Below are 23,451 nucleotides of genomic sequence, written 5' to 3' on the forward strand. Positions count from 1 at the left end.
ATTGTAAATGTGTGCTCTCAATATATGAGTTTTTATGGAAGGAAATTCCCGGTATTTGTCGAAATGGTATGTAGGAGTATTTTAGGAGGGGTAAAGTCATGTCTAATTTGACGGAAACATTTATTCGGGAAATAGAACATTCTCTAATCGGAGAACATTTCTTTTTAGAAGATTTTATTATTAAAACGGTAGATTACACTAATTTTGTTGGGTTAGATATACAATATATTTATTTACCGCAGTACAAATTTGAAGGTAGGATTTTTAAAGACCAAGGGAAATTTCACGCGGAATTTATCCCTGGAAAGGTAACTCTTACAGTCAAAAAAGAGAATTTATCAAAATACGAGTTTCTGTCAGCTATACGTGAATGGTTAACTAATACTTATAGTGAAATGACTAGAACGCCAATTGAAAGAAAAGTAAAAAAGCACGATGAAATTTTAAAATCATGGCAAGAAAAAATACATTCAATGGGAGAAGAAGGAGATCACTTTTTCACAAAAGAAGAAGGGGAAGCATTACGAAAAAAGTTAAATGAATTAGAAGATTTGCTGAAAAATGAGATTATTGAAAATCAAGAAAATAAACAATTACAGAAACGAGATTTGGATAAACTTCAAAACGAAGTGAATACGTTAAGAGAACATTCGAAAGTATTATCTAAAAAAAATTGGTTCCTTTCATTTTCAGTAAGGCTTTTTAATTGGATTAAACGCAATCCTGATATGACTAGACGAGTGGCTGGTTTTTCTAGAGAATTGCTCCCGGATGAAGTCAAAAATATTGTTTCTCAAGAAGCATTGGACCAATTATTACCCCCGAGTAATTTAGAAATTGCTGCAGGTTCTGAAAATGAATTATAAATTGTTGTTTTAGTTATTAGCGCAGCCAATTAGATGGTTTGCGCTTTTTCTACGAGGATTAATATTGTTTATAAATTGTATACTTAGAATGACTTCTTCAAATGAAAAAACGCCTCACTGCGAGGGCAGCAAAGCGTAAAATTTCGGAAAAAGCTAATAGCCTGTCGTTGCTATATAGCTTATGAAAAGCATACTGCGTTTTAGAACTAACTTTTGATACTTTTTAAAAAGTCGCGAATCTCGACGGCATGAGCTGCTAGTAAATATCCACAACAACAAGCGATTAATAATTCTATAGCTTTACTTCGGTGGCCTAGCATCCAAGAAGCGCCAGCAAACACGATGACCAATACGACGCCTTGATCGAACAGTGTCATAACTGTATCGTAAATTTTAAAGAACGTGCTTCTTCCGTCATTCGCATACGCAATTCCTGGCGTCAGTAATAAAGGGACCGTTAAATAGGTAATTTTATGAATACTTTTCCAAGGTTTTACTTCCGGCACAATTTCCTTTGGCTTACGGACTATTAACGGACTAAAACTTTCTTTCAATTCCCAAGCAATTTCCACAGTTGCACCTCCGAATATTTTTTACGAATACGGGTTAAAGTAATAAAAAATATAGCGAGGTGTTTTAGATGCTATTTGTGGTTGGAATGGGTCTTGGTGTTGGGGCATATGTAGTGCTACATCACGTAATTCCATCGTTATTTAATTAATAATTGAAAGAGATTGAACACAGGTAAAGACAACCTGTGTTTTTTATTTCTCATACACAAAAATATCCTTTATATCGTAAGTGCGCGTCGTATCTAATTCATTCATTGCGTCTAGGATTTTATTTAATGTTTCAAAAGTGATTCCTTTAGATTTTTCATTTACTATTTCATGAAGTGTTGCTGGTCTGATTCCGGCTTTAACTGCGATTGCATTGCGTGTTAATGTAGTGTTTTCTAATGTCTCTTTTAGTGTAATTTCTATTGTCATAATATCACTCCTCGCTCGTAGTATAGCATGTTTGAAAACATTTTAAAACTTTTCCCGTATTACGCTTGACGTATCATATGCAAGGTGTTATATTTATATTACGGATAAGGTAATACTTTTTAAGTAATAAAAACAAATATTACTTAGTGATGAATTTACAAAATGAGGAGGTTTTACAGATGAATCAAAAGATTGAGCACGTACTATTAGATGTTGACTATTCGGTGAAAATGGTAACAACGCACCTATTTGAAGGGGTGCAGTTAATCGTCTGCGAAGAAGAAGGCGAAGCAACGCTTATGATAAATGACGCAGATATAAACCTCAAATATACAGAGGAATTGGCGTCTATTCTTACGAATTTGAACGACTACACGGCGGAGCATCTACTTATGGTCCTAGCGCAAGTTGATCGTTTAGCTTCGTAATACGTAATATCTAACCGGATACTACGGTATCGGTGGCTGATACAGGAATTTGATACGGTGAATTATACGGAGTTTGTACCGTATAAGCATATTGCAGACGTAAAGGCACGTCTTATTTCCACCAGTTAGCATGATTGGCGCATGACTAACATTACGGTGAAGGCGACTTGAAACGTGATTAGACGGATTTCTGACACGTTTACATACATCATGAGCGTTTGCTGACGTTCGAGAATATACAGCATAGTTGCAGATTGGCGACGGGCGATAGGTAAAGAAGAAAAACCGAACGTTTTGGCGGACGTTCATACACTAGGTTGACACGTATTAAATAGATGAAAAACGGTCTTTGTTGCTGCATGGACCAATGAGGCTAGAGGCGGTTGCAGACGTTTCTAGCCTTTTGTTTTCCCTTCGTAAACAGCGCTCACAGGCGTTCTAATATGTAGGGTGACGTATTTATCATCGAAGGGACAGGAACGCTTAAATTAACGGAATTAGATGCAAGTATTGTACGCTATTAGTTCGTAGGTATTTTGGCTTATTTTGCATAAAAGTGTTAACGGAAAATAATTTAAGTAGGCTACTTAAATTAAGGAGGTCGCAATATGCAAGTAATCGACTATCGCACAACCAAATTCGTAATGATTCCGCAGTTTGAAATAAATTTACGCGAAAGTGTGCGAAACTCATTTTTTCTGTATATAAGTTTAGTAAGAGTAGATACGTTGAAATTTTATTTTTACCAAAGTGCGCTAAACGGAAATTCTATGTATATAAGTCAGTAAGAAATAAATTTTCCGAAGTTGTCCCAAAATAAGACGTTCTAGTGTGCTGTATATAGTAAGAGGCAATTCCGTCGAACAATCGGCGTTCATATATAACAAAACCAAAACAAACAAAAGGGAGAGATTATTATGTCACAAACATTAAACCGCGTATTCAATGAGGAGAAAGAAAGTTACCTATATTTCAACGAGGCTTTATTAAACAACAACGTAATTATCGAACAATCTACATTTGAAACTGACGAAGGTTTTCAAACGATGATCGACGTTCTTCATTATAACGATATGGATGCTATTCAATACACGTTATATTGGGACAATCCATTAACAGCGATTCAAGTTTATCGAATTGTTAAGGATGTTCATGCATTATTCCTCGAGAATACATTAGGTGATTTCTTGCAATTGATGAACGAAATGAGTTTGGTGTCATTAAGCGCGTTGGATCAGTCAAGCCAAGAAAATAGAGCAGAAATCACGGAGAGGATTACGAGTTTATTTGAAGTAGTGGAGGTACACGCATGAAAACGAAAGCTATCCGATCACTACGGCTTGCCAACGAGCTTGCCGCAAGTGGTCACCGTATATTAAAGGTTGAACCAAGTCGAGAGTCACCGGATTACCAGGTATTCATATTCGAAGATACGCCCGCATTACAAGAGGTATTAACACGCGCACGTAGACGATAATTGTCCGCAGCCAAACTATTAAACAGCTAAAGGAGACGATATTATGACGGAAATTAAAAAAGATATACAAAAGGCATTACCATTCAAGAATAAGGTAGGCTTCACTGGACTACCAAATGAAATATTCGATATTTACGTCAGTCATCCCAAATTTACAGGTAATTGCGTATTAGTCTACATGTATTTATTGCACCGATATAACGAGGAGCAAGGTTACGCTTGGCCAACTCAAGACCAAATAGCTGACGCAACCTTTCTAAGTAGACGCCAAGTTATCCGAATCATTTCAGTTTTAGAGTCGGTAGGTTTAATTAGAACACTATACAACGCTGATTATGGTAATAACGCATATGTACCACTAAAGCCGATTAGTTCCCGCGATGTTTTCGAAGCTACTTTTCCGGAAGCAATCGAAAACCGGGCGAAATTTGAGGCGGCTAGAGTTACCGACAAAGAGCCGAGAAGGAAGCGTCAGACAGATTTTAGGGAAACATTAGCACAATTACGAGCGCAGTCACAAAAATAAGTTCCAATGACGTGCCAAAATGTCACCGTATATATATTTACTACCGAGATTTACGTAATAAGATTTACAAAAGATTAACGAGTCTTTATGCTAACGCATAAATCCTCTATTGTATTTTCTATCGAAAATCCAATGTCTATCATTAATGTAAAAGCAATATATCGCTAAAAGAGAATATCGGTAATAACAAATAATAAGAGATACCGATAATACTCGAATACATCTATCGGAATATGTGAACATATAAGCGGAGATATATAAAGAAAGGGGATTCAGCCAATGACGAAAGCAGTCGCAGCCAACAAATTAAAAGCTATGAGAGCCAGCAAAACAACGTTCGCACTAATCGAATATGCCGAAGCAGAATCGAAACTAACAAGTATTCCGGTCACGCTTGAAAATGTTTATCCTGGCTCGATTTTCACGCACAAGATACTGAAAGCGCAACAACAGCCATCGTATAACGAAGATTTCCCGAAGGTAAAGAAACCGTCATTACTAGAACCGTTTGCAAATGTTGCTGACGTTTATCTGAAACGTGCGTCTAAAGGATCGTTGGAATGTGATGCATTACGGCTAATAAAGCAGTCGGAAAGTGAAGAACAAGTTCAAGCACGGTTAAATGCGCCAGTTACGGACCGTACTTATATTGAGCGATCTGACTACACAGTGTCTGACTTGTATAACGACATTCGCTCGCTGATGGAATGGTACACTATCGCCACATATTTAATGCGCTTGATTATCTTTGGTTATCCAGCGTTAAGTACGTATACCGAAAGATTAGATTGGGACTATTATCGAGAAGAACGTAAGAAATTTCGTAGTTGCCGTTATAAATATTGCTTAAATATGATTCCAATAAAAAGCGATAACATTCTGCGTAAAGGTCCTAAGAGGTCAGATAGTCGCTACTGCTGTGAAACTTGCCGGAAATCTTCGTTCGATGCCGAAGAACGATATAGAAAGTACGGTTCATACTTGCCGATTTATTACTACGTCGAACAAACTTCCGAATACATCGCAGATGAAGCGAGGTTGCGAGAAGTGGCAAAGCCGATAGATGTGATTGACAGACGGAACGCTAAAGGGAATGCGACATCGCCAATTACGGGGAATAGAAGGCGTAAACCGTTGAGGCAGCACGAATTTAAACCGTTTTTAACTGTAAATATTGCTACAGGAAAGGTCGACTATGCGTCGGAAAATCACCTTAATTGGTATAAGGGGCATTAAGCCCGTATTTACTTTTGAATGGGTAGTAAGCAAATGATAGCAAAAGGAGGGAATCGACATGACAGGTGAGCAGTTACGAGATTTACGATTAGCTTTATCTATGTCACAGAGAAAGTTTGCTGAAATGGTAGGTGTAGGCGATACCACTATCGCAAGAATCGAGAATGGAACGCAAGAAATGAGTTTGATGACACGTGCGAAAATTGTTCGAAAAATTCAGCTTGATGAAGGTTTATTTATTTTTGCCGACAAATCTCGAAAATTAAATGAATTTATCCATAATTACACAATATCACGTTAATAGTCAAAAGTAAAGCGTTTTGGGAGATGAAAACTAATGATTAATGAAATGATGCGTATATGTCGTATTTGCAAAGTAACTAAGCCCCTAACCGAATTTACTCGCCAGGCAACTGCGCCACAAGGACGACAGGCTCGGTGTAAATCATGTCGCAGCAAAGCTCGATACGAAAGTGGTGATTACTTACGCGAGCGCATCCGAAAGCATGAGTATCGCCATAACGCGGCTAATCACTATACTGATGCGACTATCCGAGAAGTATTGAACGCTACAAATTGCGCTTATTGTGACGGAGAAATGACGCGAGGCATATGTGAATCGTCGGAAGCTACGGTCGATCATGTTTATCTCGGGCACAATATTGACCAAAACGTTGTTGTTTGCTGTCGTAGCTGCAATGCATCAAAAGGACGAATGCACGTTTATGATTTCTATCAATCTAGCGAACAATTTACAGAGGAGTTATGGCACGCATTTGTAAGAAAATTTGCTAGTCGTTTCTTAAAATGCGAGCCTTCGGAGCAGGAAATCGAGGCGTGGAAACAAGGCTTTAAAGAAGAAAGCGAGGAGAGAAAACAATATGGTGCATAAAAAGTACACATCGAATTATCAAGGAGAAGGTAAGCGAGCGAAGCCTAGAAGTGTTAAGAAACAGTTTAACAAGAATGGTATTCGAATCATTGGGGAACGACCATCGCGTCCAAAATTCATCAACGGAGAGGTGTTTTATTAATGCAGATATACTACAGTAACGACCAAGGAGAACACTGCGTTTATATCGACGAAGGTGAGCGACAGCATCGGATATTCTTACCGAAAGATGTGGCCACGCTCGATGCTCGATATTTTGTGCAATCAGAAGCAGCTAATTACGTTATTCAACAACTATTAAAAGGCGGTGATTAAATGCGCTTTGCCTTACTATCAATCGTTAACTTGCGTGATATTCCTTTCATCTCACTATTAATATACGAAACGGATGAACGAGGAGTCTCAAAGCTAATTGGTGAAATAGCAAAGCCTTATGACGATGTAATCAAATTGCTAGACGATTTATATGCGTATGAAATTAACGAATTGCAGACGGATAGTAAAGAGATATATCGCGACTTAATGAGCGTTCAGTATCCGGTGATTTATCGCAGAGAAGTCGAAGGTCCACGCAATCATGTTACTCGTAACGAGGAAATGTTAGTGGAAATATTCGAGTTGGACAAGCAAGACGAGCAGCCAGTGCCAGTTATTCCAAAATGGCGATTATTGTTCATAGACAAGTTAGAAAAAGTTATTCAAATACTAAAAACAAAGGGGATAAAAACACATGACAATTAAAGTACAGGAATATCAACTATTACAAGAATTTAAAAGAGAAGGTGCTGAACGAGCGGCTAAACTCTTACAGTTCCAAAAAGATGCCGAAAGTGCACGCTCACGTTTAAGAGAATTACAGACACAGTATGAGCAAACGTTCACGGAAAGCGTTAAGCATGGGACGGATGCAACTGCTCAACTTGTTAAGATTGACGATGATATTGCGCTACAAAAAGAGGTTGTTGCACGACGCGAGCGTGATTTAACGTTAGCTCATCAATCAATGCCTGAAACTATAATTTCGTCTGTAGAAGTCGTTGAAAAATACAAGCCCGAATATGCTGACGGAATTCGAGCGGAGTTCGAGGACAAAGTTAACCCGAAATTACAACTTGCTCGGGACCTTATTCTTTCATGTATTGATGATCATAAGGAGTACAGTAGCGCATATAACGATATTTACCGTGAAATAACTGACTTAGTGACTGCTAATCATCAAGCTGGTAAAACACCTTATATTATGTCGCAAATTCATCCAACGGACAGCGCTAGGGTTTTTGGTGCAACTGGAACTACAAGCGGAGTTCGTAAACTACTAGAGCAAGTGTCACGATACACATTCGGCAATAAGCCAGGAGATTACAAGTATATTGACGTAGTACCGACAACTACGGAGAAGGTAGGTAAATAATAATGAGTAAATATAACGAACATGTAGAAGCCTTGTTAGCACAACAAGCGAAGGGGAAAGGCATAAACTATCGAATCGTAGAATTAGGATTAAGGCAGAAACTGCAAGAAGGTACAATTGAGCAGCAAGATGTGCAAATCGCATTCCAAACCGCAAAAGCAATCGGCTCAATGGAGTCGCGGGTTTTATACGCAAACATTAAACGTGAGGCGGAGCAACAAAATGAATCAACTGAAACAGACTAGCAGGCGGAGTAATATTCGCTTGCTTTTTATTTTCAAAATAAATTAAACGAATGGAGAAGATTAAATGACACTTTCCATGTTAACAAAAGGCGATGGAACACTAGTAATTAAAGGCGATGGATTTTTAGAGGCGAAGTTGCCCGAAGGATTTGATGTTGCTGAAATTGATGTATCAGACGTCGGAATTAACGCACAAACAGTAGCGCAGGCGTACAATGACGCGGAATGTCGAGGTATCGAGGCAATCAAACGATATTTTGCGATTAAGACTGCTTTTGAACGACAGCAAGAACCAAAGAATGTACACAATGCTTACGTACGATCAACCGTAACCAATACACCTGCAATCACCTCGGCCAGTTTAAAAAATGAATAACGCAAATTTTACGCAAGGCATGACGTTTTTAATCGACGTTGTGCCATTTTTATATGCAAAAAAGGAAAGGAATGATGTACATGAGAGTGACAGCGGAATTACAGCAACAAAATAATTTTATCGTTGAAGTATCACAACACATTTTGGAAGTTGAACGCAACAAAGGGAATGTATCATCTATTTTTATTGCGAAGTTGGAGTCGTATAAGGTGCCTCTACTAAAGATTGTCGCACTAGATAATGACTTTAAATATTACGCATTGCGTACCTTAAACGCGCTAAATGAGTGTATTGATTATGCAAAAGGCGACAAGAGCGCTCGTAAACGTATGATTAGCGAGTATAAAGCTGGGGATCGAATAGTGCACCGTCTAAGGGGCGTGCTTGAATGATGAATTTAGTCGCCCGTCTATCGTTAAAAGACGATATTTCAAGTCCGATGCGTAGTATTTCTGCGCGGATAGGTAGAATGACATCGAGTGTTACGAGTGCAACCAAGGCAATCGGTGCCCAGGCCAATCAACTAAGCGGATTAAAAACACAAATAGCGGGAGTTGCAGGAGCTTACTTGGGGGCAACCGGAGCAGTTAAGGCATTTAACTCAACGATTGGTGCTGCGGCACAATACCAACAATCCGAAGTAGCTGTAAAGGCGATATTTAATGATGAACAAGCATCTAATGCTTATTTAAAATTAGTTGATAAAATGGCAATAGATTCCCCACTTTTAAACTCTACTGATATGCTAGCTTCGTCCAAGACGTTAGTTGCTATGACTAAAAACGTCGATGACTTAGGCAAGGCATGGTCGATTATTGAGCGATTGATGGTACTTGACCCGAGTCAAGGGACTGCTGGAGCAGCGTTTGCCCTTAATTAAGGGGGCATTAAAAGTGGGTTATATGCTGGGACGAACCTTAGAGCCTAACGTACCAAAGTGTAAAAATCGTTAGGATTGGTCAATCAGCAGGGAAGGCGAAAACCAAGCCACCCTCAACGACTATCGGAATATCCGACTGTTATATAGGTGACTATGTAATAGAACCCCACCGTGTATGTCGAGAGATATACTAATGATATAGTCTGTTCTTTACGTGAAAGCGTAGAGAGTGTAGCAGAAATGACTACACCCTAGCCAAATGGTTAGAGTAACAAAAAGCAAGGAGCTTTGGCAAGGTGATGCCATGTCAATGGTCGAGCGGTTCGGTCTTAGTAGAGGTAAACTAAATGAAATTAAAAAGATGGATATTCCACAACAAATAAGCGAACTTAATAAAATGCTCGACGGCATGGGTATCACTCAAAAAACTGTAGATGCAATGGGTTCAACAACACTCGGGTACTGGGCACAAATTAACGAGCGAGTCGAAAAGTTTATGCGGCAAATCGGTAATATGGGTAACTCGAAGATAGGTGATGTCTTAGGAGGGATAGTAGCTAAATTTGATTCGATGGATTTAGATGCACTCGCCGTAAAAATCGACGCAGTTATCGGAAATGGTGTGCAAAAGGTGATCGACTTTACTAAAAAGATATGGTCAACGCGCGAGGCTATTGCGTCAGTTGTGAAAATAGTTGGTACGTTTGGGTTATCCGTCGGTGGAATTGTCTTAGTAGCTAAAACGATTATGAGCATTGGTGCTGCAATTGCATTCTTGGCGTCGCCTATTGGTATGATTGCCGGAGCCATTACTGGACTAGTATTTGGATTTAAGCAACTATATCAACGGAGTGAGACGTTTAAGAAAGTAATAGATGGTATTGGTAGTGCTTTCAAATCCTTATCGGAAATATTTAAAAATGGGTTTAAAGGATACGCTACAGCAAGAAATCTACTAGAAAATGCGGGATTTAAGGAAGAACAGATAAGACCTATTTTAAGGTTTGGATACTCTCTAAAAGATGCATTTGATAAGGTTAAGAGCGTCTTTAAAAGCACATCACTCATTTTTGCAGGAGAACATAAATACGCAATTGACGTTTTAAAAAGCGCAGGATTTACGGAAGATCAAATCGGACTAATTCGTAAATTCGGATACGGTGTAAAAGCTGCATTCGATAAGGTAAAAGCAATATTCGGCGGAATAGGTACAATGGTGACTGGTGGAGGAACAACAAATTTACTTTCCGCATTAGGATTGTCTCCGGAAATCGCGTCAGTAGTAGATAGTTTTATTAGCGGACTTTCATCTAAATTCGCCACATTAAAGGATGCCTTTGCAAACGGTGGAATAAAAGGTTTGTTGACCTCGATATTGCCCCCAGGAATGTACGATAGACTCGCTGGTTTTGTTCAGACGATTAGGACGCAAATAGGCGAAGTCATTCCGTTCATTAAAGAAAAGTTCGAGCAGATACGGCCATCTTTCGAAACGCTACAAAACGCATTTGCTAAAGTACAAGGTGTCGTAATGGAAGTTTTCCCTGCAGTTTGGAGCGTACTAGAGCCGATTTTAACGAATGTATGGTCGAGCATACAACGCGTTGCTGAAATTGCTACATGGGCGTTTAATTTAGTAATCGTTCCTGCTATCGCGTTAATAAGCGCCGCATTTTCGGCATTATGGAACATAGTCGGACCAATACTCGAATATATTGGCGCAGCAATTAAGTTCTCTTTTGGAATGTTGCAGATAGTATGGGACGCAATCATAGCGCCTTTCGCTGTATATCTAATGAGTGGATTTACACAATCAATCAATAGAGTAATCCCTGTTATTGAAGGAATCGGTAACGTATTCGAAACAATTGGCGGATGGATCAGTTTTGCTGCCGGTAAAGTATCCGAATTTGCGGGAATGTTAAAGAGCGTTCAAGTACCCGATTGGGTTAGTAAAATGGGTAGTAGTGCAATGAATCTCGCGACTAATGTGTTCGGCGGAGGCAAAAAGAATGGCTCGCACTATAACGGTATCGACCGTATTCCATTCGATAACTATTCCGCAATTCTTCACGCTGGCGAACGCGTGCTTAACCGATTCGAAGCTGACCAATACGACGCAGTTATGGGCGGAGAAATGCAAGTCGCGGGAGTATCCGACTTTAAATACGATCCAGGTAGCGTAAGTAACACGACGATAAATAATACTATGACGAACAATAACGGAAGTAACGCTACTCCGACGCAAGGTTCAACGAGCATTTCTATCGCTAAACTTGCGGACAGCATTGTAGTACGCGAGGATGCGGATGTAGACCAAATCGTAGATAAAATTGTAGGCAGTATTCTAGAACTTAGAGGGGTGACAGGATGAGCGGAATAGAGTTTTGGTTATCGTATAACAATAACGCGGAGCGTATGCGCTTGCCCGTCAATCCTAACGGCATTAGCGTTACGTAAATAGTATTAATATAACTGGCAGGCATCGGCTATTACAGCGGTGCTTGCCTTTTCTAATGCAACGAAAGAAGGGGATTAGATGGCTTTTAGAACTGACGCACAATTGACGGAAGAACTTGCAGTACTGGATGCGTTACTAGGTGACGAATATGTACCTTTTTCGCCCACAAGTGATTACTTTGCTTACGAGGTATACGAACGATATAGGAGTGAAGCGAATCAGTTTCTATTAGGTTACGCCGGCATTCTTGTTAAGACAGGACGCTACTTTGATATAGATGAAACACCTAAACTTCGTGAGTGGATAGACGCATTCGAAGTAGCAGGAACGTGTCATGACGTATTACTAGCTTGTACATGCGGTATGACTGCGTATCACTTAAAGCAAGCGATTCAAGGTGGTACAGGGTCCGCTATTGCGAGTGCTGCTACGATTCTATCAATCGTAAAAGAAACATATCGTCCGTTTGAAGAAGAAATGGAGCTTCTCGATTACAGCGGTGACTATGACGCATACTTAACGCAAAAAATGGAGGAATATAAACAATGGTGAAACTAACACTAGACGGAATAAAGGCTAAACTATCGACGAATCAATTAAGAGCGGCGGAATTACTACTAGAAAAGGAGTATGCGCCAAAAGGAGAGAAGAAAACTTACGCAGAAATTGCGGAAGAACTTGGCATTGATACATCAACGCTTTATCACTGGCGACAAAATACCGACTTTGTACGATACTTAGCAACAGTCAGCGATACAAAGTTAGATAGCGCTAGAGCAGCAGCAGACGCACAGCTAATGCGCCTGGTGAACGGTACTTCTAATAATGGCAATGCGTCTATAAAGGCGCTTGAGATGTACTATAAATTAATCGGTAAGCTAACGGAGAAACGAGAAATCATACAGACTACGCAAGAGACACAAGTCCTTGACGTTGATGCAATTAAGGCCGATATTGAACGATTACGCGGTACGGTATAAATAAATGACGCAATATTAACGGGCATGCCTTCGGGTGTGTCCCTCTTTTTTATGTCCGAATATCACGATTAATCACGAAATCATCGGGCACACAGGGCTGACGCGCGAGGGTGTCTGAAATCTCCACGGTTCAATATGACGCAGTTTCGACGCAAAATAAACAGCTAATGTTTACATGTAGTCGTGAATCTGCTTATTACCGTTAGAGTACACTTATACGGTAATGAATTAGACTACTTGCAAACGTTGGTGTATTGCGATTCTTGTATTACCGTTTGACTATTACCGTAATTAAAAGTATAATTGCAGTAATAATATTCGAATGAAGGGCGGTAATAGTGTGGCATTAATCGGATATGCTCGAGTAAGTTCGAAAGATCAGAACGACGCAAGACAATTAAAGGCGCTTAAACAGGCTGGGTGTGAACGTATTTATACAGAGAAGGTCAGCGGTAAAGATATGGTAAGACCGGAGTTACAAAACATGCTTGAGGAGTTACAAAAAGGCGACATTATCGTAATACATGAACTAAGCCGACTGTCGCGTTCAACGAAGGACCTACTTGAATTAGTGGACGTCATACAGTCTAAGGGCGCTGGGTTACGCTCCATTAACGATACTTGGCTCGACCTATCCGACGACAATCCTATGAGTGAGTTTATTTTCACGATATTTAGCGGACTTGTTCAATACGAACGGAAGCTCATTAAGCAACGTCAAACAGAAGGAATTGAAATCGCTAAATCAAAAGGAAAGTTTAAAGGACGTAAAACTAAGTTAGTCGAGGGCGGAGAAGAAGAAGTAAGACGCAACGCAATAATTGATGATTATCAAAATGGCGTTTCAATCGCAGATATTCGCAAGACTTATAAAGTTGGAACAGGGACAATTTATCGATTGCTTGAACGCGAAGGAATAAAACGATAACAAAACGATCAATGAACGAATTAAGCCTCGTTTGTTGGTCGTTCTTTTTGCGTTGAAAATGCGGTGCCCCAAGCCCGTCCGCTATAACCCGCGCATCTGATGCTCACGACTTCTACATAATATTTTTAATTTCTCAGGGTAAAAAATTTGATGGAGTTTCTACATATTTAAAAGTAGTAAATTAATTAACGTAAAATCGACGCAAAATGAAAATGTACACCACGCCAATAACACCAATTGATTGAGAGAGAAATTTGTAATTTTTTTGAGCTAGAATGACGCAAGAATCTTAGAGCTACGTAGGGTTGCGTATTTTTGTTAGGTGATGTATAGTTCGTGTTGTTAACGAGAAATTACTGACTATACCGCGCGCGTGTTTCGAAAGAAAGGGACACAATTCATGGATTCAAAACTAATTAATCAAACAGAACTGGCCAAAATGTTAGGCGTTAGTATCGCTGCAATTGGCAGATACAAAGCACCGTTTCATTTCTATCTCGATACATTTACTCAAACTAAAGGAAAAAGTGTTTTATTTAATGAATTAGAAGTAAAAGCGATATCGTATGTTAAACAAAAGACAGATGAAGGTGTTCTAACTATAGACGCAGCTAAAGATGCTATAAAAAAGTTTTACGATATAGACGTTCAAGATGCAAGTTGTGAAAATTGTACGATGTTAGAAAGCGAAATCGCCTATAAAGATGAAGTAATTAGACAGCAACATGCATTACTTTCAACATTAACTGCGAGGTCTATTAAATAGTTACTTGCGGTTCTAGTACGTATACATATATAATGTAAGAAAGTAATCTATCATTTTAATAATACGTAGGTATTGCAAAATACGTCGTATTCAAATATCGATAAAAAGTACGTACAGTAGGCGTTCATGCTTCCGAATAGTATACCGTTCAATTCACCATCGATAATCCAAATGCAATTGCATCTTGCGGCTGTGGCACAAGCTTTAAAGCTGCAACACGTGAAGGTACGCCTGAGGTTTGTGAATAATTAGTATGAAGATATAAAGCCTTTTAATTTGTCTGTTGCGACAAATTAAGAGGTTTTTTTTGTACGACAAAGGAGATTGCGCAATACTATTTACAATCTCCTTTATTACCTTCTTTATATAACTGTTACATTATCAATAATGGTTGATTTGCCATTAATTCGAACATCGATCGTACTAATGGAATTTATTATATATCGTCTTCAATATCACGATTTGGTCTCTTCAAGCTTAACGCCTGCTTCGATATAGCTTCTTACTAATTTCCAATCATTGTTATTGTATTTTTTAAATGTTTGAAAAAATAAATTGCCTGTTTCTAAAGCTTTGCCATTAATAGACAAAGTAGCTGATATGATGGCCATCGTTTCATGTTCTCGTAAAGGGAGAATCAAAACTACCTTTATTATCCATATAGCGGTGTTTTCTTTAGCAAAATGAAAACCTTGTTCCCATCCTTCTATAGATTCCTCGTAACCAAAGTCTACTATCTTACCAGCGGTTATTTCTCTTGCTTTATATTCTAGTGCTATAATTTTTTTAAAGTTAACAAAGGAGGATGTTCTCCACACGTCTAAATAAGTATCTAAAAACAATGAAAAAGAGTTGTCCATGAAAAGCCTCCTGTTACATTCTTTAAACTGCTCGACATAATAAATCATAGTACTAATATATCTACATAAGGCTCTATAAAACCTCTATAAACTGGTGAAAGCTCCTGCGGTAAATTATGAAAATTGAAATATTGCAGACCTGCAGATTCAGTGTAGTCGATTTGCATTTCTCCAGTAACATTCTTTGTGAAATAAACGGCCGTTACGGCAAACAGCTCATCCCCATTGGCAACTTTTAAATAATAGTCAGAGCCTGAAAATACATTTAATAATGTTAAGTTGTCAACAAGTAATCCCGTTTCTTCGAAAACTTCACGCTTGGCTACTTCTTCAAAACTCTCTCCTAAATCCATTAAGCCTCCAGGTAATCCCCAAGTGCCATCATGTCTTTGTTGCAGTAATACCTCATTATTATCGTTTAAAATAATGACCACTGAACCTGGCAAAATAATCGGTTGATGACCTACATATTGTCTAAGATATTTAAAATACTCCATGTATTTGCCGCCTTTCAACTGGTATGTGTAAAGCAGATAGCTGATTAGCTTTGCTTATAATAAAAGAGACATATAATATTCATCTACAAAATCGTTATCAATCAATAAAGAATGCCTTTTAACACCCTCTATTTCAAAGCCCATTTTTTTATATAAATGTACGGCTACATCATTTGAAGCAATAACGGTTAAATCTAAACGGTGTAAGCCCACTTGTTTTGCCCATGCTATTACATACGTGAAAAGGGCCTTACCTACGCCTTGACCACGCCAATTACTATGTATGCCAATCACTACGTACGCTCGATGCGCTATACGCTGAGGTTTTTCATTTTGAACAATTAAATAACCGACTATTTGTTCACCTTCGTATGCAATAAAAATACCAGATTTCGCATTGCTATGAATTGCATCAATATATTTAGCAAACTTTTCGGGATTCACTGCTCTTTCTTGAGGAGCAAATAACATAAATCCTGATTGCTCGGCATCTGTCATCACATTAACGATTTTTTCTGCATCACCGGAAACAGCTTTTCTTACTTTAATCATTTATTATACCTCTCTTCTTTCGCTATTTTTTTCCTTGCTTAAGAAATTGTTGAAATATGGATTAGCGTATTGTTTTGGAAACCACATTTAATAATTGCGGGCATTTGTAGGTCCTTCCAAAATTCGTATCCAATGTGGTTGTCAAAGTAATTTAATAGAAGTGTTAGGATATTACCGTGTGTAGCAATAATAATTTGCTTGTCCGTATGGTCGTTGAGTAAGAATAAAAATGCTTCGATTGCACGTTGTTGGGCGGCATTATTGGATTCTCCACTTTCAAATGAGAATTCGGGATAATGCCAAACTTTTTTAACCGCCTGGTGAAAATCATTATCTTGTATAAATCCTAGCGTGCGCTCTTTTAACGCCTCAATAGTTTTAATAGGTAAGCCTTTCATATTAGCAATCCCTTCAATCGTTTGAATTGCTCTTTTATAAGGACTTGAGTAAATAGCATGAATGTCTATTTGCTTAAACCGCTGTGTGATGTTGTATGCGTCAAGAAAGCCTTTTTCAGATAATGGTCGATTATATTCATCATTTGAATAGACAGAATGTGCATGCCTGACAAAATATACGACGGTCATGATCACGTACCTCCTAGCAATTAGGGGAGAGACAGAGGATGAAATCTTCAGTATTTACCTCTGTTACTTTCCCAGTCAGCGTCTTTTTTCCAATGATATGTATCCTTAAAAATATTTAATTGGTGACCATTAATTTCAATTGTTTCTGTATCTAACCAGTGAATATGGGCAGTGCTTTCATCATAATTCCAATAGATTGTTTTGGCTTTATTGCCATCATCTATTGCTACTCTAATAGCGGCTCTGACGGTAGCGCCACCTTCGTCTAGTAGATAGGCTTTTGCTCGATAGGCATTGTTAGGTGACGGATATTCTGCGAGAAATTCTCCTGCGGAAAGCTCATCTAATTCCACTACGAGAAAATCATACATAGCGTAAAGGGCAATAGCTATAGCAACTAGACAAGTGACTATGGCAACTATTTTTTTCATGTTATCAAACCTTTATTTTTGACTGAATATTATTAATTTTACAATTTTTAGTAGTATAATACAAATGCATTATAAAATGGCAAGGGAATTGGTTAAAGGAAGAAAAATGTAGATAAAAAGAAAGAAGCCTCGTTGATAATCCCTGTGGCTTCTTTATGTAACTTTGAAAGATGTTAGCTAAGTTTTGCTACAACATCATCGTAAATTTCTTCTGAAGGTTTATTGAGTGCAACGGAGAATTCTGAAAAGATGGTTTCTTGTAAAGAGTGCAATAATTTTTCTTCTTGATTTGGGAATTTTTTTTCGTTTGCTTCATATTCTAGCTTTTTGCGGAGCAATGTATTTAAGAGGTTCGCTTGTTTTTGGCGATCGCCGGTTTTAACAATTTCAACGTGAAATCTCATACGGTGTGTGTTTTGTTCAATCCATTCCACACCAGGAGACGTAAAGGAGTGTAAAATTTTTAAAGCATCGTCCTTTTTTATAATATCTCGAAGCTGTTTTTTGGCATTATCGATAGGGGTACGAATTGTTAATTTTGAATCGTTTAGTGGTTGTAAAACGTAGTAAGTTTTCGTAATGTCGCTAAAGGTTTGTTCACAAATATCCTCAACCGAACAAAGTCCATGTGATGAATAAATGACTACATCGCCAACATTGTACATGTATATTCCCTCCATCAAACATTATTGTCAACTTGGTTGACTAAATTAATTGTAAACAATAAAAAGTGTTTTGTCAACTTAGTTGACGATTTAGTCGTTTTTTTGTATAGTAATTACGAAAATTACAGAATGAAGGTGAACGAGTTGAAGGACGAATTGCAAAATCTAGATGTCATTGATTTGTTGAGCGAACGTCATGAAATACTTCGACGACTTGCTGAAGAGAAGTGGAATACACATAATACGCTCCATATATCGAATTCAGAATGGCATATTTTAAATAAAATATATAAAAACCAACCTACTATTTCCGAGGTAACAAAAGTTGTTGATTTCTCTCGCCAAGCCACACACAAGTTTATTAAAAGTTTAGAAGCAAAAGGCTTGGTAGAGGTGAGCAATGCTGAGCATAGTAAAAAGCATAAAGTAATCCGAATGACGAATTTCGGTGTAGTTTGCTATGAGCAAAACGAGCGTAATAAAGCAGAAATTGAGCAGCAACTAGTTCGCACAATCGGTGAAGAGCAAGTAATGAAATTAAAAAATATATTACAACTGAATTGGGATATTGAGCGCTTAGATGCGTAAATCGAGTAGTTTTACACTGGAATGGAAACTACTATTGTTTTGCTTTAGAATTTGATAAAAGGAATCAAGACGATCTTCTTGATTCCTTTTGTTATTTTATTCTTTTGAGATCGTAAAAAGAATGCAACGGTGCTAGCGCAGTGTTCAGTTGAGTGGAGTGAAGGGCTGTGACTCATGCCTGAACAGCATAGCGGCGTACACTATGCCCACGTAAAGCGTCCCCGTAGCGGAAATCAACGGCTACAGTATTGTTGCCATTTAATCTTCTCCATTTCCCAAATTAATGCTTCTAAGAACGGAAAGCAAAAAGCTATAATATGGATATAGAGGTGAATGGATATGAAAAAAGATCGAGGGCAAGTATGGTTAGGTGTAGCGGGTTGTACTGTCAATGAACAAGGGCAATGGCTCGTTGTAAAAAAGGCTTATAGTGGTTTAAAGGGGCGCTGGTCATTACCAGCAGGCTTTGTGAATGCTGGGGAAACAGTGGATGAAGCAGTGATACGCGAATTGAAAGAGGAAACGGGCATCGATTGCTATGTCTCCGGCTTAATAGGCTTTCGTACAGGTGTTATTCGCGGTGAAATTAGCGATAACATGGCCATTTTTTATTGTAAGATGAAGGACGAACAACAGCAGCTTTTTATTCAAGAAAATGAAATATTAGAGGCAAAATGGCTGTATCCCAGTGAACTGGCACAAGATGACATGACATCAGTGATGTTAAAGGAAATGGTAACTAATCCATTTGAACAACATCAATTAGATGCGATTGAGGGCATCGATCCGGGAGAGATATTCGGATACACATCCTATCGTTTGTTCTTTAAAAAGTAATGGAAGAAATATAGAGGCTTTTACTAGAAGTTGGTTTTTTACTAAAATATGACGAACATGCGAAATCAAGGATATGTTCATTGAAAGCACTCTCATAATCATGTAAACTAATGAGAGGAAAACGGAGGTTATACATACATGGATGGTCCAGTTTCAATTGTGCAGTTAATCATTTCAATTGTGTTATTTTTCGTCATGTTTTTTGGTATCGGATTTCTTTTGAATATGTTGCTGCGAATGACGTGGTTAATGGCAGTTATATATCCAATTGTAGTAGTCTTTATTATCGATAAAGTTAGCTTTTTAGATTATTTTTTTAAACCAGGCACAGCTTTCCCAGCATTGCTTGATAAATTTCAGGCACTCCATGTTGTAGATATTGCTATTTTATCTGGAGGGTTTGCAGGGGCAATTGTCGCAGGAATTGTTATGATTTATTTACGAAAAAGTGGATACCGCATGTTTTAACATGTCAAAGACAAAAAGGAGCTGGTTCGGGGATGTGAACCAACTCTTTTTTTTATAGAAGGAATTGATAAGTGACAATGGCGATAAAAATACCTGTCAGTGCTCCAAAAAACACCTCACTACGTTTATGACCAAGCAATGTTTTCAGCTCTTCCATTTTTTCCTGACCATCCATTTGCGGCCAATCTTTAATATCGCGTAGCAATGTTTGAAAATCTTTCCGCAGTTGATTTAATACAACAGCATGTTGCCCTGCTTGGAAACGAACTCCACTTGCATCGTACATAACAATAAAAGAAAACATGGCGGCTATAGCAAAAACAGGTGAATCTAATCCTGTTTCATAAGCGATTGATGTTGTTAAACCTGTAACAGAAGCAGAGTGTGAGCTCGGCATACCTCCAGTCGAAGTAAACAGTCCCCACTTTACTTGTTTTGTCATTAAAAAATGAATAGGAATTTTTACAAACTGTGCAAAGACAACGGAAAAGAGGGCGACGAGTAGAGGGGTATTTTGAAGTATCGCCAAGTGCATCACAACCTTCACGTATAATTGGTTTTATTATAACATTCATTATTTTCGAAAAGAAGGAATAGCTAAATATTACGCGCTTTTTTGAAAGTTAGGTATAATGGAAATATTGAATGGAGGAATAATTATGCATATTGTTAAAGAAGCAAAAACATTTGAATCGATTTCTACTGAAGTATTAGTGGTAGGAGTTACAAAACATCGTGAACAAATGCAAGATTGGGCAAGTTTCTCGACTTTTTATGGAGAGTCTCTAAATGCTTGGCTAAGTGCAGGGGATGTATCAACAGAACTGAAAGCAATTACGAAATTGCCATTTGTAAAGGACCATGCCAATTTAAAACGAATTTTGTTTGTTGGCTTAGATGAGCGTAAAAACTTAACAGAAGGTGATTTGCGTGCTGCCTTTGGTTTAGTCGGCAAAGAGCTAAAAGCTTTAAGAGTAAAAGACTATTCTATTTGGCTTGAATCATTTACAACAGAAGCAATAACTGAAGATGATGTTGCTTTTTTAGCGGGTGAGGGTACAACGCTTGGCTATTATACAATTCCACACTATAAAACAACTTCAAATGAAGTAGATAAACGTATAGAAGCTGTACACTTAGTGACGACAGCTGAAGATTTAGATAAAGTGGTGGCTAGCTTTGAAGTCGGTATTATTTATGCAGAGGCAGTTAATGAAGCACGTAGTTTAATTAATTTACCTCCAAATCTATTAACTGCGACAGACTTAGCGAATTATGCCCAGTCTCTTGCAATCGACTATGATTTTGAAGTGGAAATTTTAAATAAAGCACAGCTAGAGGAACTTGGAATGGGCGGTATTCTTAGTGTAAATCAAGGCTCTTATGAAGAACCACGTCTTATTACATTAAAATATAAAGCTACTGAAGATTTCGCTGATCCAATTGGTCTAGTTGGTAAAGGCGTAACCTATGATACAGGTGGTTATTCATTAAAACCTAAAGATTCAATGGTTGGCATGAAGGGCGATATGGGTGGTGCTGCAGCGGTGCTTGGTGCTATGAAAATTATCGGTGAATTACGCCCTAATAAAAATGTCATAGCCGTTATTGGTTCTACGGATAATATGGTTTCTGATACTGCCTTTAAACCAGATGATGTGATTACAACATATAGTGGTAAAACAGTAGAAATTTTAAATACAGATGCTGAAGGCCGTTTAGTATTAGCGGATGCAACTACATATGCTAAACAGCAAGGGGCTACAGCATTGATTGATGTAGCCACATTAACAGGTGGTGTAATTACAGCACTTGGCTTTGATAAGACCGGTGTCCTTTCAAATAACGATGCATTTTATGCTAGCTTTTTGGAAGCGGCACAGGAAACAGATGAATTTATTTGGCGTATGCCGTTAACAGAAAGCGATAAAAAACGTATTCGTAAATCGGATATTGCAGATTTAAACAACTCTCCTGGCCGCGACGGTCATATGATTTTTGGTGGAGGCTTTGTCGGTGAATTCGTAGGCGATTTACCGTGGATTCATTTAGATATAGCAGGTACATCGGATGCAGCTGCTGCACATGATTTAGGTCCAAAAGGTGGTACAGGTGTTATGGTACGTACATTAGCAAACTTTGTGCAACGTTTAGGTGAAGAAAAATAGAGTAGGCAAAGGACTCGCGGGATATGTATCTCCCTTCATACGATAGAGAAGAAGGGAGGTAGCCTATCTATGCGAAATTTTGGAGGTTATCCAGGAGGCTTTGGTGGCGGTGGCTTCTTTTGGCCAATAGGTGTACCATTTTTTGGAGGGTTATTAGGAGGTTTTCTTGGGTCACAGTTTAACCGATATCCATACTATCCGTATTATCCAAACTATCGACCATACCCACCTTACCGACCAGGTCGACCATATCAGTGGAATCGTAGACCTTATTAAAGTCGATTAAAAAAAGCTAGGAGCAAGTGCTCCTAGCTTTTTTTTGTTTCTAGAAGAATGGATTTTTGATTCTTATATTGATGATTCTTTTTAAGAACTTAAAAAATGAATAAAACAACGGTTGACAGAATATACTAAATTATTTATTATTCTTATTATATTACTAAGAATTAAAAATGGAAGCTGACTAGTTAACTAGAGGCTCTTATTATTCCTAGGGTTTTTACGCCTATGGATAGTGGGAGTCTCTTTTTTTATCTACAGAAGGGAGTGAAACGATGTGGGGAAGGTTTACATAGTGGGGGCCGGGCCAGGTGATATTGATCTCATTACAGTAAGAGGTTTACGGTGTATTGAACAAGCAGATGTTATCTTATACGACAGACTGATTAATAAGGAGTTATTAGCGTATGCGAAAAAAAGTGCCAAGCTCATATTTTGTGGGAAATTACCGAATCGACATGCCATGATTCAGGATCATATTAATCATTCCCTTGTTCACTATGCGCAACAAGGGTTTATTGTCACAAGGTTAAAAGGAGGTGACCCATTCGTATTTGGTAGAGGTGCGGAAGAAGCAGAGGTACTAGCGCAACACCAAATACCTTTTGAAATCGTTCCTGGCATCACCTCAGGTATAGCTGCACCTGCCTATGCAGGTATTCCCGTGACACATCGTGATTTGAGTTCAAGCTTTGCGATGGTCACAGGTCATATGCGAGAGGGCAAAGATGATGTTATTCAATGGGAAAGTTTAGCTAAAGGCATTGATACGCTTGCCATTTATATGGGGGTTGGCAACTTGCCTTATATCCAACAGCAGTTATTGAAGTACGGCCGAGACGAACAGACACCTGTCGCAGTCATTCATTGGGGAACGAGTGCACAACAAAAAACGGTTGTCGGTACATTAGGTACGATTGTCAATGTCGTACAGCAAGAAAATATTCAAAATCCGAGCATGATTGTTATTGGCGAAGTAGTGACATTAAGGGAAAAAATCCAATGGTTTGAGGAGGCTTGTCCTGAAATGCCTTTAAAAGAAATTTCAGTATAAGGAA

Annotated in this window: 35 protein-coding genes and 1 pseudogene; 27 read left to right on the top strand and 9 right to left on the bottom strand. The window is 38.4% G+C overall.

The features are described from left to right. The first annotated feature begins 98 nt into the window (after positions 1-98). Positions 99-866, top strand: coding sequence for a hypothetical protein (locus ACIQXI_RS14935; protein ID WP_402926346.1), 768 nt, complete (start codon positions 99-101; stop codon positions 864-866). Positions 867-1,072: 206 nt separating this feature from the next. Here ACIQXI_RS14935 and ACIQXI_RS14940 read toward each other — a convergent pair whose 3' ends face one another. Together ACIQXI_RS14940 and ACIQXI_RS14945 are read right to left on the bottom strand one after the other, a co-directional pair. Continuing rightward, positions 1,073-1,438, bottom strand: coding sequence for a hypothetical protein (locus ACIQXI_RS14940; RefSeq protein ID WP_402926348.1), 366 nt, complete (start codon positions 1,436-1,438; stop codon positions 1,073-1,075). A 192-nt stretch (positions 1,439-1,630) separates the two neighbouring features. Further along, positions 1,631-1,855: a helix-turn-helix domain-containing protein gene (locus ACIQXI_RS14945; RefSeq protein WP_402926350.1), complete on the bottom strand. Its 225-nt coding sequence runs from the start codon at positions 1,853-1,855 to the stop codon at positions 1,631-1,633. 179 nt (positions 1,856-2,034) lie between these two features. On the opposite strand from ACIQXI_RS14945, the gene ACIQXI_RS14950 reads away from it, so the two are divergent. The 20 genes and pseudogenes from ACIQXI_RS14950 to ACIQXI_RS15045 all read left to right on the top strand — a co-directional run. Beyond that, entirely contained in the window at positions 2,035-2,283 is a 249-nt protein-coding gene (locus ACIQXI_RS14950) for a hypothetical protein (RefSeq protein ID WP_402926352.1), read from the top strand. A gap of 917 nt (positions 2,284-3,200) precedes the next feature. Next, positions 3,201-3,596, top strand: coding sequence for a hypothetical protein (locus tag ACIQXI_RS14955; protein ID WP_402926354.1), 396 nt, complete (start codon positions 3,201-3,203; stop codon positions 3,594-3,596). Beyond that, positions 3,593-3,760, top strand: coding sequence for a DUF5659 domain-containing protein (locus ACIQXI_RS14960; protein WP_402926357.1), 168 nt, complete (start codon positions 3,593-3,595; stop codon positions 3,758-3,760). The genes ACIQXI_RS14955 and ACIQXI_RS14960 overlap by 4 nt, the downstream gene beginning before the upstream one ends. Before the next feature lie 43 nt (positions 3,761-3,803). Continuing rightward, entirely contained in the window at positions 3,804-4,286 is a 483-nt protein-coding gene (locus tag ACIQXI_RS14965) for a helix-turn-helix domain-containing protein (protein WP_402926360.1), read from the top strand. 315 nt (positions 4,287-4,601) lie between these two features. Beyond that, positions 4,602-5,522: a hypothetical protein gene (locus ACIQXI_RS14970; protein WP_402926362.1), complete on the top strand. Its 921-nt coding sequence runs from the start codon at positions 4,602-4,604 to the stop codon at positions 5,520-5,522. A gap of 58 nt (positions 5,523-5,580) precedes the next feature. Next, complete coding sequence (locus tag ACIQXI_RS14975) at positions 5,581-5,823, top strand: helix-turn-helix domain-containing protein (protein WP_402926364.1); 243 nt, start codon at positions 5,581-5,583, stop codon at positions 5,821-5,823. Positions 5,824-5,871: 48 nt separating this feature from the next. After that, positions 5,872-6,414, top strand: coding sequence for a hypothetical protein (locus tag ACIQXI_RS14980; RefSeq protein ID WP_402926365.1), 543 nt, complete (start codon positions 5,872-5,874; stop codon positions 6,412-6,414). A gap of 141 nt (positions 6,415-6,555) precedes the next feature. Further along, positions 6,556-6,729 (top strand): hypothetical protein, encoded by a 174-nt coding sequence (locus ACIQXI_RS14985; protein WP_402926367.1) that lies wholly within the window; start codon positions 6,556-6,558, stop codon positions 6,727-6,729. Then, a complete protein-coding gene (locus ACIQXI_RS14990; protein ID WP_402926369.1) occupies positions 6,730-7,155 on the top strand; it encodes a hypothetical protein in 426 nt (141 codons plus the stop codon). After that, the gene (locus tag ACIQXI_RS14995) at positions 7,145-7,825 is read left to right on the top strand and encodes a hypothetical protein (protein WP_402926371.1); all 681 of its coding nucleotides are present in this window, start codon (positions 7,145-7,147) and stop codon (positions 7,823-7,825) included. Before ACIQXI_RS14990 ends, ACIQXI_RS14995 begins: the two co-directional genes overlap by 11 nt. A 2-nt stretch (positions 7,826-7,827) precedes the next feature. Continuing rightward, positions 7,828-8,070 (top strand): hypothetical protein, encoded by a 243-nt coding sequence (locus tag ACIQXI_RS15000; protein WP_402926373.1) that lies wholly within the window; start codon positions 7,828-7,830, stop codon positions 8,068-8,070. Between the two features lie 64 nt (positions 8,071-8,134). Next, a complete protein-coding gene (locus tag ACIQXI_RS15005; protein WP_402926375.1) occupies positions 8,135-8,446 on the top strand; it encodes a hypothetical protein in 312 nt (103 codons plus the stop codon). A gap of 71 nt (positions 8,447-8,517) precedes the next feature. Beyond that, positions 8,518-8,838 (top strand): hypothetical protein, encoded by a 321-nt coding sequence (locus ACIQXI_RS15010; protein WP_402926378.1) that lies wholly within the window; start codon positions 8,518-8,520, stop codon positions 8,836-8,838. After that, the gene (locus tag ACIQXI_RS15015; protein ID WP_402926380.1) at positions 8,835-9,326 is read left to right on the top strand and encodes a hypothetical protein; all 492 of its coding nucleotides are present in this window, start codon (positions 8,835-8,837) and stop codon (positions 9,324-9,326) included. Before ACIQXI_RS15010 ends, ACIQXI_RS15015 begins: the two co-directional genes overlap by 4 nt. Before the next feature lie 310 nt (positions 9,327-9,636). Further along, complete coding sequence (locus ACIQXI_RS15020; RefSeq protein ID WP_402926383.1) at positions 9,637-11,700, top strand: phage tail tape measure protein; 2,064 nt, start codon at positions 9,637-9,639, stop codon at positions 11,698-11,700. Positions 11,701-11,865: 165 nt separating this feature from the next. Next, positions 11,866-12,339 carry a hypothetical protein gene (locus ACIQXI_RS15025; protein ID WP_402926385.1) on the top strand — a complete coding sequence of 158 codons (474 nt, stop codon included), beginning with the start codon at positions 11,866-11,868 and terminating at the stop codon, positions 12,337-12,339. Then, on the top strand, positions 12,333-12,767 hold the full coding sequence (locus ACIQXI_RS15030) for a phBC6A51 family helix-turn-helix protein (protein ID WP_402926387.1): 435 nt from the start codon (positions 12,333-12,335) through the stop codon (positions 12,765-12,767). Before ACIQXI_RS15025 ends, ACIQXI_RS15030 begins: the two co-directional genes overlap by 7 nt. 340 nt (positions 12,768-13,107) lie before the next feature. After that, entirely contained in the window at positions 13,108-13,695 is a 588-nt protein-coding gene (locus ACIQXI_RS15035; protein ID WP_402926388.1) for a recombinase family protein, read from the top strand. A 400-nt stretch (positions 13,696-14,095) separates the two neighbouring features. Next, positions 14,096-14,461 (top strand): hypothetical protein, encoded by a 366-nt coding sequence (locus ACIQXI_RS15040; RefSeq protein ID WP_402926390.1) that lies wholly within the window; start codon positions 14,096-14,098, stop codon positions 14,459-14,461. 152 nt (positions 14,462-14,613) lie between these two features. Then, positions 14,614-14,709 (top strand): annotated as a pseudogene (locus ACIQXI_RS15045) (iron-sulfur cluster assembly accessory protein); the annotation flags it as partial. A 207-nt stretch (positions 14,710-14,916) separates the two neighbouring features. Here ACIQXI_RS15045 and ACIQXI_RS15050 read toward each other — a convergent pair. From ACIQXI_RS15050 to ACIQXI_RS15075, 6 genes are all read right to left on the bottom strand, one after another. Continuing rightward, a complete protein-coding gene (locus tag ACIQXI_RS15050; protein ID WP_402926393.1) occupies positions 14,917-15,321 on the bottom strand; it encodes a flavoprotein in 405 nt (134 codons plus the stop codon). A 44-nt stretch (positions 15,322-15,365) separates the two neighbouring features. Continuing rightward, positions 15,366-15,818: an NUDIX hydrolase gene (locus ACIQXI_RS15055; RefSeq protein WP_402926396.1), complete on the bottom strand. Its 453-nt coding sequence runs from the start codon at positions 15,816-15,818 to the stop codon at positions 15,366-15,368. A 54-nt stretch (positions 15,819-15,872) separates the two neighbouring features. Continuing rightward, the gene (locus tag ACIQXI_RS15060; protein ID WP_402926398.1) at positions 15,873-16,370 is read right to left on the bottom strand and encodes a GNAT family N-acetyltransferase; all 498 of its coding nucleotides are present in this window, start codon (positions 16,368-16,370) and stop codon (positions 15,873-15,875) included. Between the two features lie 38 nt (positions 16,371-16,408). Then, entirely contained in the window at positions 16,409-16,957 is a 549-nt protein-coding gene (locus ACIQXI_RS15065) for a histidine phosphatase family protein (RefSeq protein ID WP_402926401.1), read from the bottom strand. 47 nt (positions 16,958-17,004) lie between these two features. After that, entirely contained in the window at positions 17,005-17,388 is a 384-nt protein-coding gene (locus tag ACIQXI_RS15070) for a DUF5412 family protein (RefSeq protein WP_402926403.1), read from the bottom strand. Positions 17,389-17,561: 173 nt separating this feature from the next. Beyond that, the gene (locus ACIQXI_RS15075; protein ID WP_402926406.1) at positions 17,562-18,053 is read right to left on the bottom strand and encodes a CarD family transcriptional regulator; all 492 of its coding nucleotides are present in this window, start codon (positions 18,051-18,053) and stop codon (positions 17,562-17,564) included. Positions 18,054-18,188: 135 nt separating this feature from the next. On the opposite strand from ACIQXI_RS15075, the gene ACIQXI_RS15080 reads away from it, so the two are divergent. The 3 genes from ACIQXI_RS15080 (at position 18,189) to ACIQXI_RS15090 (ending at position 19,946) form a co-directional block, all read left to right on the top strand. Then, entirely contained in the window at positions 18,189-18,641 is a 453-nt protein-coding gene (locus tag ACIQXI_RS15080; protein ID WP_402926517.1) for a MarR family winged helix-turn-helix transcriptional regulator, read from the top strand. A 339-nt stretch (positions 18,642-18,980) separates the two neighbouring features. Further along, positions 18,981-19,478 (top strand): NUDIX hydrolase, encoded by a 498-nt coding sequence (locus ACIQXI_RS15085; protein ID WP_402926409.1) that lies wholly within the window; start codon positions 18,981-18,983, stop codon positions 19,476-19,478. A 138-nt stretch (positions 19,479-19,616) separates the two neighbouring features. Then, positions 19,617-19,946, top strand: a complete 330-nt coding sequence (locus ACIQXI_RS15090) for a YuiB family protein (protein WP_402926412.1) — start codon at positions 19,617-19,619, stop codon at positions 19,944-19,946. A gap of 52 nt (positions 19,947-19,998) precedes the next feature. Here the strand turns inward: ACIQXI_RS15090 and ACIQXI_RS15095 are convergent, their stop codons facing one another. Next, positions 19,999-20,481 carry a divergent PAP2 family protein gene (locus tag ACIQXI_RS15095; RefSeq protein ID WP_402926414.1) on the bottom strand — a complete coding sequence of 161 codons (483 nt, stop codon included), beginning with the start codon at positions 20,479-20,481 and terminating at the stop codon, positions 19,999-20,001. A 124-nt stretch (positions 20,482-20,605) separates the two neighbouring features. On the opposite strand from ACIQXI_RS15095, the gene ACIQXI_RS15100 reads away from it, so the two are divergent. From ACIQXI_RS15100 to cobA, 3 genes are all read left to right on the top strand, one after another. Continuing rightward, positions 20,606-22,114 (top strand): leucyl aminopeptidase, encoded by a 1,509-nt coding sequence (locus ACIQXI_RS15100; RefSeq protein WP_402926416.1) that lies wholly within the window; start codon positions 20,606-20,608, stop codon positions 22,112-22,114. A gap of 69 nt (positions 22,115-22,183) precedes the next feature. Next, positions 22,184-22,390, top strand: coding sequence for a uroporphyrin-III methyltransferase (locus ACIQXI_RS15105; RefSeq protein ID WP_402926419.1), 207 nt, complete (start codon positions 22,184-22,186; stop codon positions 22,388-22,390). 280 nt (positions 22,391-22,670) lie between these two features. After that, positions 22,671-23,447, top strand: a complete 777-nt coding sequence (gene cobA / locus ACIQXI_RS15110; RefSeq protein ID WP_402926422.1) for a uroporphyrinogen-III C-methyltransferase — start codon at positions 22,671-22,673, stop codon at positions 23,445-23,447. Positions 23,448-23,451 lie beyond the last annotated feature (4 nt).

The organism is Lysinibacillus sp. NPDC097195 (assembly GCF_044762075.1).
In the GTDB taxonomy this organism is placed as follows: domain Bacteria; phylum Bacillota; class Bacilli; order Bacillales_A; family Planococcaceae; genus Lysinibacillus.